This is a genomic window from Bradyrhizobium sp. ARR65 (assembly GCF_000472385.1).
GTDB lineage: Bacteria > Pseudomonadota > Alphaproteobacteria > Rhizobiales > Xanthobacteraceae > Bradyrhizobium.
Map to the genome: position 1 here is coordinate 217,482 of NZ_AWZU01000007.1, position 8,353 is coordinate 225,834.

General features: G+C 58.6%; 7 protein-coding genes and 4 pseudogenes. 9 read left to right on the top strand and 2 right to left on the bottom strand.

What is annotated here, in order from left to right; genetic code table 11:
- Positions 1-446: 446 nt before the first annotated feature.
- Both F758_RS47505 and F758_RS43655 read right to left on the bottom strand, forming a co-directional pair.
- Positions 447-679 (bottom strand): annotated as a pseudogene (locus F758_RS47505) (DUF2274 domain-containing protein).
- Between the two features lie 5 nt (positions 680-684).
- Positions 685-1,339 (bottom strand): annotated as a pseudogene (locus F758_RS43655) (TraB/TrbI/VirB10 family type IV secretion system protein); the annotation flags it as partial.
- Between F758_RS43655 and F758_RS47510 the strand changes: the two are divergent.
- The 9 genes and pseudogenes from F758_RS47510 to F758_RS51700 form a co-directional block, all read left to right on the top strand.
- Positions 1,330-1,512 (top strand): annotated as a pseudogene (locus F758_RS47510) (aldo/keto reductase); the annotation flags it as partial. The pseudogenes F758_RS43655 and F758_RS47510 sit on opposite strands and share 10 nt — an antisense overlap.
- A gap of 103 nt (positions 1,513-1,615) precedes the next feature.
- Positions 1,616-3,073: a hypothetical protein gene (locus F758_RS49435; protein ID WP_157449951.1), complete on the top strand. Its 1,458-nt coding sequence runs from the start codon at positions 1,616-1,618 to the stop codon at positions 3,071-3,073.
- A gap of 481 nt (positions 3,074-3,554) precedes the next feature.
- Positions 3,555-4,073, top strand: a complete 519-nt coding sequence (locus F758_RS0111395) for a hypothetical protein (protein ID WP_157449952.1) — start codon at positions 3,555-3,557, stop codon at positions 4,071-4,073.
- A gap of 490 nt (positions 4,074-4,563) precedes the next feature.
- Positions 4,564-4,781: pseudogene (locus F758_RS51695) on the top strand (hypothetical protein).
- Positions 4,782-4,814: 33 nt separating this feature from the next.
- Positions 4,815-5,246 carry a hypothetical protein gene (locus F758_RS0111400; RefSeq protein WP_024507989.1) on the top strand — a complete coding sequence of 144 codons (432 nt, stop codon included), beginning with the start codon at positions 4,815-4,817 and terminating at the stop codon, positions 5,244-5,246.
- The gene (dapA, locus tag F758_RS0111405) at positions 5,243-6,175 is read left to right on the top strand and encodes a 4-hydroxy-tetrahydrodipicolinate synthase (RefSeq protein WP_024507990.1); all 933 of its coding nucleotides are present in this window, start codon (positions 5,243-5,245) and stop codon (positions 6,173-6,175) included. The genes F758_RS0111400 and dapA overlap by 4 nt, the downstream gene beginning before the upstream one ends.
- Before the next feature lie 23 nt (positions 6,176-6,198).
- Positions 6,199-6,597 (top strand): hypothetical protein, encoded by a 399-nt coding sequence (locus tag F758_RS0111410; RefSeq protein WP_157449953.1) that lies wholly within the window; start codon positions 6,199-6,201, stop codon positions 6,595-6,597.
- Between the two features lie 744 nt (positions 6,598-7,341).
- Positions 7,342-7,875, top strand: a complete 534-nt coding sequence (locus F758_RS46410; protein ID WP_024507992.1) for a hypothetical protein — start codon at positions 7,342-7,344, stop codon at positions 7,873-7,875.
- Positions 7,876-8,146: 271 nt separating this feature from the next.
- Positions 8,147-8,353: hypothetical protein (locus F758_RS51700; protein WP_245286461.1), on the top strand; the 207-nt coding region annotated here is incomplete at its 3' end.

The window sequence follows — 8,353 nt, forward strand, 5'->3', positions numbered from 1 at the left end:
TTGCGCATCGCGCGGTTCCGCTAGATCTAAGGCTCTCGTAGCTGTTCGGCATTGTCTTCTCCGCTTGGCGACTATCGACGTGTTCGTCGATCATCCTTCTCACAGTCGCACCTATGAACCCCGTGCGCTCTTCCAACGCATAAAACCTAAGTCGATTGCGATCAGCGGATCAATTGAACGTGGGTAATCGCCGCTGATCCAAATGGGGCCAGGAACGATACGAAGGTTTATGGCGCTCGCCTCCAGAGCCGACCACTTTGGCAATACGGAGCCGTTGTCGGCGCGACACGGAAAAGGGAGTGCACGTGCGATAATCGGTCCTCCAACAGTCGACGGCAACCAAGTCTAGTTTGGTGCCAAGATCGCTAAGTGTGATCCGCTTCCGGGTGAAGGTTCATGGGTTGGCGAGCTCGCCGGAAGGTCTCGTCGGATTACCTCTATGCGGATTATTTGTTCGCTTGCTGACGCAACTTTCGTGACCTCACAAACGCTCGATCCGTCGCCATGAATCGTGCGAGCATCGGTGCAATCAGCTTGATGGGATCGCTGATCGGGTGGGCGCTTTGCTGTCCCAGGATTTCGCATATGCGACAAGATCGCGGTGAACACTTGCGGGCACTTCAAGCGTGACCTTTACCGGTTTATCCTCGGTCAGCCCTGTTATCCTCAGCTTTGCCATTTTTGTCATTCTCGGTACGGCTCGAGCGCGAGATCGCGATCAACACCGCACTTTAAATCCCGGTCGAATGGTCAATGTCGGCTGAATGTTGAGATTGCGGCGAACAACTTGTTGACCGGTCTGATTAAGGGAGTCCCCTGCCCCACGCCGCAGCGCCTGAATGATGGCGCTGTTGGTATTGTTAACGTCCGTCCCCGAGTTCACCTCAGTCCCGACGGTGAGCAGCGTCGATAGCGCCGCTGCTCCGGGTAACTCTTTCCAATTGTAATCGACCTCGTCCTCAAGGCCGGAATATCCCGCGACATCCGCGCCGGGCTGCCGCTCCAACACGATCGAGCGCCCATTCGGCATGATGAGCCGGGTCCAGACCAGGAGCACACGTGACTGCCCAAATGCGACCTCTGTATCGTAGGTCCCTATCAGCCGCACTCTTTGCGGAATTAGCCTGACACGCCCGGTCGGAGTATCGAATACCGCTTCTGTCACTTGCGCCGTGATCTGTCCCGGCAAGTCAGACCGGATTCCCGTGATGAGAGCAGCGGGAATGACCGTCCCCGCCTGAACAACAAAGGGCGATGCTGGCCTCACCAGGCGGTCGGGGCTTGTCGTCCGCCGATCGGCGTGCGCGTTGACGAACGCGAGTTTTTGCTGACCGAGCTGACGAGGCCGTACTCGACTATTGCGAGGCGAACGGGATCGGCTTCATCCCCTGGTATCCGCTCGCGGCGGGCGATCTTGCGAAGCCTGGCGGCGCGGTCGACAGGCTTGCCAAGGAAAAGGGCGCAAAGCCCGGCCAGATCGCACTGGCCTGGATGCTGAAGCGCAGCCCCGTGCCGCACTCACTGCGGTCATTATAGTTGCCGTCACATAGTTGTGGCTGTGTCTCAAGGCTCTATGGGCCCAGGACAGCGCTTCTCCGTAGCGCCCGCCAAAGAAGTGAGCCAGCACTACGCCGGTTTGCACGATGAAGATGAGCAGATCGAGCGGGCTCAGGCGCATCGCGCGCTGCAAATGATCAATCGCACGGTCCGGCTCGCCAAGAAAGACACTAACCCATCCGCTAAATCGCCATGCCGGCGCCAAGATGCCATTGAGCACGAGCGCACGCTCGATCAGAGCAGCGCCATCGTCGAGGGCTCCAACCACTTAGGTAAGAGCGTAGCCGGCATGAGCAAGGGCCACCGGATCATTCACACCGTATCGTGCCGCAGTGCGGGCGAATCGTTCCGCTTCGGCGGCTTCTCCTTCCCGATCGCTTGCCCAGCCATTTGCCTTCCGCCAGACGTAACAATAGCCGCACATCCCGTAGGCCGTTGCAAAATTTTCGTCCGTGCCGATCGCCCATTGAAAGTTCTGCAGAGCCTCGAAGTTGGCCTGTCTCCTGACTTGATAGATATTGGCCATACCACGCAGAAAATAGTCGTGAGTGGCCAACCTTTCGGTCGGCTTGCGCTTGGCACGTTCGATTTCGGCCTGTTCAAGCTTCGGCGAGATCGGTCCGATAACCTTCCTGGTGACTTCGTCCTGCAGATCGAAGATATCCTCGACGCTACCGTCAAAATGATCCGCCCGCAATGCGCGCCGGTGGGTGCCTCTATCAGCTGCCCTGTGATGCGCACCTTGTTTGCCACCTTGCGAACGCTTCCTGCGCATTTCGGCAAGGCATCTTGCGATACATCAATGGCGGATCATTCGGCGATCCTGCCCCTCGCCGTAATTCTGCGTTCATTGCCACTTCGCGCCTATGTTTTCGAGAAACCTGCGGATGGAAAGCTATTTGAATCCCATAAAGGAGCCCGGAACCAACGTCGAGCGAGCGGCACTTTATGCCGCGTTTATGCCTGGGCTCTTTGGTTCGTATCGCTTTTAAATCCGCTTTGCGCCATTCTCTTGAGTCAACGCTCTTACCTGAGCCACGACCTCGTGCGTGAACCGGCCATGCGACTTGCCTCTGAAAACTGCGCCTCATTGGCTCTCAGTGAGAAGCTGCGCGCTGCCGATGATGTGACGCCCGGACTGATGAAGGAAATTCTTGATGTCATCTGCCGGCGCGCTCCGTTTCAGGGGCGCAGCGTAAAGGTGCTGCGCCTTAAGCACTTGGCAGAGGCCCACGCCTGGACCGACGCCGCGCTGGCGCTGATCGACTTGGAGCTGCCCCTCTGGCAGCTCCGGCGCATCGCCGGCCAATGGCACTGCGCGCTCTCGCGCCAGCGAGAACTTCCTGACTGGCTCAATCAATCGATCGAGGCCCGGCATCCGGACCTCGCCCTGGCGATCCTGTCCGCACTTATCGAAGCTGCGACCGCTACCGCGTCAAGCGGCACAAGCGTTCGCATAGCGTCCGGCAAACTGAGCTCAGACTCCATTCCCCTTTGCTGCGATAATTTCGCGTAAGCCGTCTATCTTTCGTCGTCGGAGCTTCGAACCTTTGGCGCAGCCTCACCATCTGCCGCAACTCGGATCCGGTCGGGTCCTGATCCGGTTTGCGGCGACTACAATCATCCTGGTGAGCGCTGCCGCGTTCAGCAGCATTGGGTTTGCCCGAAGCCTTGGCACGCTGACCTGGATGGCTATGATCGTCAGTTCGGTCGTTGCTGCTGTCAGACGAGAACGGCCATTCGGATCAACTCTCAATCATTGGGATGACATGGTCGGTTACGCGGCCATGTTTTCCCTGATCAACATTTTCGCGCACGCATCTGCACTCTGACGTCGCCGCAATTCTATGCGGCGAATATACGATCGGTCCTGCGCCTCTCTCGAATTCATATGCGATCCCATGCATATTGCGCGCATGAGTCAAACACTCTCCAGCCTACGATAGCGATTGAAACATCCGCGGGCGCACCAAAGCATCGGACGTTCCGCGGCTTCGATGCGCAGCGCCCTTTCCAAAGCGCAATCGGCCTGGATTCGCGAGAATGGAAGGGTAACGAGTATAGGTGATGTCATGGCTACCTCTAGGGTCGCTACTGGCGACAGAATTATTGATCCGATGATCGCGCTCGCGCACTGCTCGACGCAGCACCGCATCCTCGTGGCCGGATCAAAGAGCACCGAGATGATGATTGAGCTGCATCGGCGCGGCTACGTCGGAGCGGCATCGACCGGAAGCTGCGGTCGTCCCGCCTGTCAATACGATGTTGCATTGATTGATTGGCGACGACGGAGCCTCCCCGATCTTGAGACGACGCTGGACTGGCTCGGCAGGTTTCTTTGTCCGGCCGGGGTCCTGGTGGTCTGGGTCGATGCCCAGAAGCCTGCGGCCAATCAAAGCCTCCGCGCCTCACTCGAGAAGCGCGGCTACGTCATCGAGCAGGCGACCGTGCATGACTGCGGCTGTGCACTCTCGGCGCGGGCACAGCGAGACACTCCGCTCACGAAGGCGGCATAACGGTATTAGCCCAAAGGGAATGGGGGATGGCGGCGGGAGCCCGTTGCGCACTGTCTCGCCGCCGCACTCTCAAGGAGAATCCAGATGGCAAAGTCCAACCCGCGCCGCGCGATTATTCGTGAGTGGACATCACTTGCCCGCGAGAAGCGACAATCAATTCAGCAAGCGAGCGCTTTTGCGCAAACGGCTCTGCAACGGCACCATCTGCCTCGCAGCAGGCGGCCGCCGCACGATGTGATCATGGCATGGCTGCGGCCGCGCATTGGACGGCCCTGACAAGGAATGCGTTCCACATGAAGCCAGAGGAGACCTTATGCGGCTCTTATGAGATGGGCATGCCTTCGCAATCGATTTCATATCCGACTGGACCGATATTGAAAGCCGTCAAGTGACGCGGCTTCGTGCCGACAATCTTTCAAAGATCGTCGAGAACGGATCGCGACGGTCGCTGAAGAGCGTACATATCGAATTCTCTGGCAGGACTATGACCGTGAAGCCTGTCGAACCTCCCTCGTGTAGCCCTGCTGTATCCAACGTTATCCTTATCGGCAGGGACCGGCGTGGCAACTGGATTGCCCGCGAACAGAACGGCTTGTTTGGCGGCCTGTTCGTCAACCGCGCCGAAGCTATCAAATACGCTCTTTCGAGAACGGCCGCCATCTCGAAACGATCATCGAACTGTCACGCGAAATCGAGCTTGACGCGTGACCTGATGCGACCGCGCAAATTCAGGAGACCGCAATGGCCGAGCCTTGTTTCGCATTGGACCAGGAGCAGGTCGTCGACACCATGATCGCGCTCACGCGCCCTTCCAGTCTACGTGGAATTATCGTTACTGGTAGCGAAAGCATGGAGCTATATCTCGCGCTGCGGCGGCGCGGATTCTGTCGGGTCTCCACCCCTGTGACATGTCCCGCTCCGAGGCGGCAGCATGCGATCGGTCTGGTCACAGGCGAGAATCCGGTGGCGGCGCTTGCCCAGGCTTCGCCGTTTCTCAGCACGAATTCGGCTGTCGCAATTCTGATCGAGTCTCGCGAAGGCAAGCTCGCGATTGAGATACGACACAAGCTGCACCAGCTGGGCTTTCGGATTGAAGCTGGCGTGAGGTGCCGTCGCGGACTTGTGCTTTCCGCCGATCGGCAAGGCTTCGCTCAAATGGAACCTGCAGCGTGATCTCGCCGCTAACCGCGACCGCCTGGCTGACGGGTTACATATCTGATCTCCCAACTCCGTTTGATCACGCAGACCGCGTCGATCTGCGAGCCTTGGGGCGACTTTGCGAGCGCCAGATCGCCGCTGGCGCTTCCGCCGTGGTGGTCTGCGAGACTGCCGGGGAAGCCTCGACCCTTTCAACGGCTGAGCGGGACATGATCATCCGCGCGGCGGTCGAGATCGCAAGCGGCCGAGTGCGGATCATTGCGGGCGCAGGCTCGAACTGCACCAGTCGCGCCATTGAATTGACACGACGCGCGGAAGCAGCCGGCGCCGATGCGGTTCTTTCGGTCGTACCTTACTATAACAAGCCGATGCAGAATGGCCTCTACGCGCACTTCTGGGCGATCGCGGATTCGACTGAATTACCGATAATCCTGCACGACATCCCTGCGCGGACCGTCCGGGAGTTGGCTGACGACACGCTTATACGGCTGGCTGAAACCAAACAATTCATCGGATTGAGGGACGGGGCAGGCGATGTTACCCGTCCCATGCGGTTGCGTTCTATGCTGCCACAGAATTTTCGGCTGATGTCCGGAAACGATGCAACAGCATTGACCTATCTTGCCGAAGGCGGCGATGCCAGCATTTCGATCATCTCGAATGTGACGCCGGACCTGTGCCAGGCCATTTTTGCCAACCTGAGGCTGGGGCGGCTGCAGATCGCGAGATACCTTCAGAAGACGCTGGTTCCGCTGGAGTGCTGCGTTTCGAACGACACCCCGGCCGGCGTAAAATATGCGTTGAGCTTGCTCGGCCTGATGGATCCCGGCACGCGTCTGCCGATCGTGCCCTTGGATGACCCCGCCAAAGCTACGCTCGCCAAGGCTATCGCCGTGATCGATGACGATCTGGCCGGGCCGCTCAAGCCTGATACCTCTTTGTGATGGTCGCCAGAGGGGCAATCATAATGGATCAGCAAGATCCCACCGAGTGGCACTCCAGGACGTTGCGCTCCTGGCATTTGGCAATTCTGCGCTTCGCCCTGACGCGGGACAATGCCGATCGGCTCGGCGTGCTCGCGATCGCCAATGCAATCGATAGGCTCGGCAGCCCGCAGGATGATCGGTCGGATTTCGACTTCCGGCGGACCTACACAGAGTTATGCGAGGCTATTCAGGACTCGAATGAAGTTGGCGCTGAAACACTGCTGCACCAATACCTCGCGCGAGTTGACGATTCTCTTCTGAAGCGCGCCCTTACAGCTGTCTTGAAGATCGGACAGCCGGAGCGGATTTCCACCAAGCGGTCAAGGGCTTACAGTGCTCCATGGCGAACGCGGGGCCTGCCGTCGCGCCGCAGCGCCTAGTCCGGCGCAGGCAGTGACATGGGTTCAGCTCTTCCGAGACGAGCCCCCGTTTGCAAGATGTTTGGCGCGCCATTTCGGTCCAGGACCACGCATGTAATGCTTCTGTGGCTGGTACTTCTCCGCTTCGTACCAGGATGGAAACAGAAACTGCAGCAGCATGGAAATGGCCTTACGTGAAAGCGAACGAACGTCTGCGGCCAATCGCGAGAGTACCGTCATAGCACCGCCCTGACCCACTTGCGTCTATCGCCTTCACGCAGAGAACTGGCGATCCACACATCGTTCGGCCCTTCGAGCCGTACGCCCCGAAGCTCCAGCTCACGTCGTATGCGACGCAGCTTTGCATCTGCGATCGACCGAATCAGATCTCTCAAATAGCAGCTCGCGCGATTGGGCGCGGATGCACCTGGACTGTATTTCCTGCAGCCTCGGCCAAATCGATAGCCGCGCAGCTGCTGTTCACCCTCGCCGCCGTAAGACGAGCCAGGATATTTGCCCTCATGGATAAGGTAGTGCGCCATCTTCGTGTTCCATGGCCAGACCTGTCATTGGATGAGGATGGACAAGCACGCATAGGAAATCGAGACGGTTCGCTGGGTTCCTGCATAGCCGTCGCATAAGGGCGACGACCCGCCAATCGCCTGCCCAGTCTTTATACCGTCCCTATGCCGGACCATCACGAGCCGTCTCGCATTCCTATGCTCATCGGCACATCATAGAGGTGGGACTCGTGAGGAGGCCGCGATGGGCACCACTGTGAACACCTACCGCAGCGCGCAAGTCTGGGAGCAGATCAGGAAACTTCCAGATGCTTGCCGCGCGATGCTCGACGCCTTTGTCAGCAGACGGATGCAGCACGCCGCCTCGGCGGTCAAGCACATCCACTCGCGGCGTGATGACCTGCGCGGAATCCGGTTCAACGTTTCGCCAACCAGTCAGGCCGACACGCCTGCTGTAGAGTTTGGACTTTTGGACCCGAACGTCATTAGCGGGTCTATCCCCGCCTTCTTCATCGGGCGCAACACTGATGGATTATGGGTCGTCCGCGAAGCGAAGGGGCGCATCGGGGGACTTTTCATTCTCAAGAGGTCTGCCATCTCATTTGCACATGACCAGAGCGGGACAAGAGGCTGTGCAACCATCTTTCCGACGGAGGGGTTCGAGCTCGATCTTGAAAACAAGGGCAATCTGTTCGCCGGTTATCTGGCTCCGCTCCTCAGGTTGGAAGGTTTTTCGCGGATGATCCGACGATGCCGGCGCCTTCGTGCCAGCTCGTGAGAGTTCCACGCGCAAATCTGGCTACGATCCTGTTTCATCGTCCCGCTGGTGGCGGACCGGAGATGGCGGCAACGATCCGCGCGCGTTATGGCAACAACCGGGCAAGCCAGATTGAAAAGTCTCTCGCACCGCGATGCCTATCGGACATTGGGAAGGATAAGCAGTTTCGCATCCGTAGAACCGAAGTGATTCTGCCGGTCGATTCCGGTGATTTCACCTTCTGCCGTTCGAGGTGGTTCGGTCGGCGACGTCCGCATTCGGAAAGACATCGGTGATTTCACCGAACAGCGGACCTGCGGAAGGCATCCTTCAAAATCGTCGTGATGATCGTCGGGACTTTGAAGCTCTTCGCCGCGTGAGCGAGTATCGCAACATTCGTGCGCAAGATGGTGATGTCAATCGACTTCGTGTTGAAAGCCATTTGCGATTGATGGTCGATCAGCAGCAGCGCGTGATCATTCGGGCTCAGAAGCGTTTT

What these genes read in the sequence shown, in the direction of transcription:
- F758_RS0111395 (WP_157449952.1), top strand. Translation starts at nt 3,555, where the DNA reads ATGCGCAGCGCCCTTTCCAAAGCGCAATCGGCCTGGATTCGCGAGAAT.
- F758_RS0111400 (WP_024507989.1), top strand. Translation starts at nt 4,815, where the DNA reads ATGGCCGAGCCTTGTTTCGCATTGGACCAGGAGCAGGTCGTCGACACC.
- F758_RS0111410 (WP_157449953.1), top strand. Translation starts at nt 6,199, where the DNA reads ATGGATCAGCAAGATCCCACCGAGTGGCACTCCAGGACGTTGCGCTCC.
- F758_RS46410 (WP_024507992.1), top strand. Translation starts at nt 7,342, where the DNA reads ATGGGCACCACTGTGAACACCTACCGCAGCGCGCAAGTCTGGGAGCAG.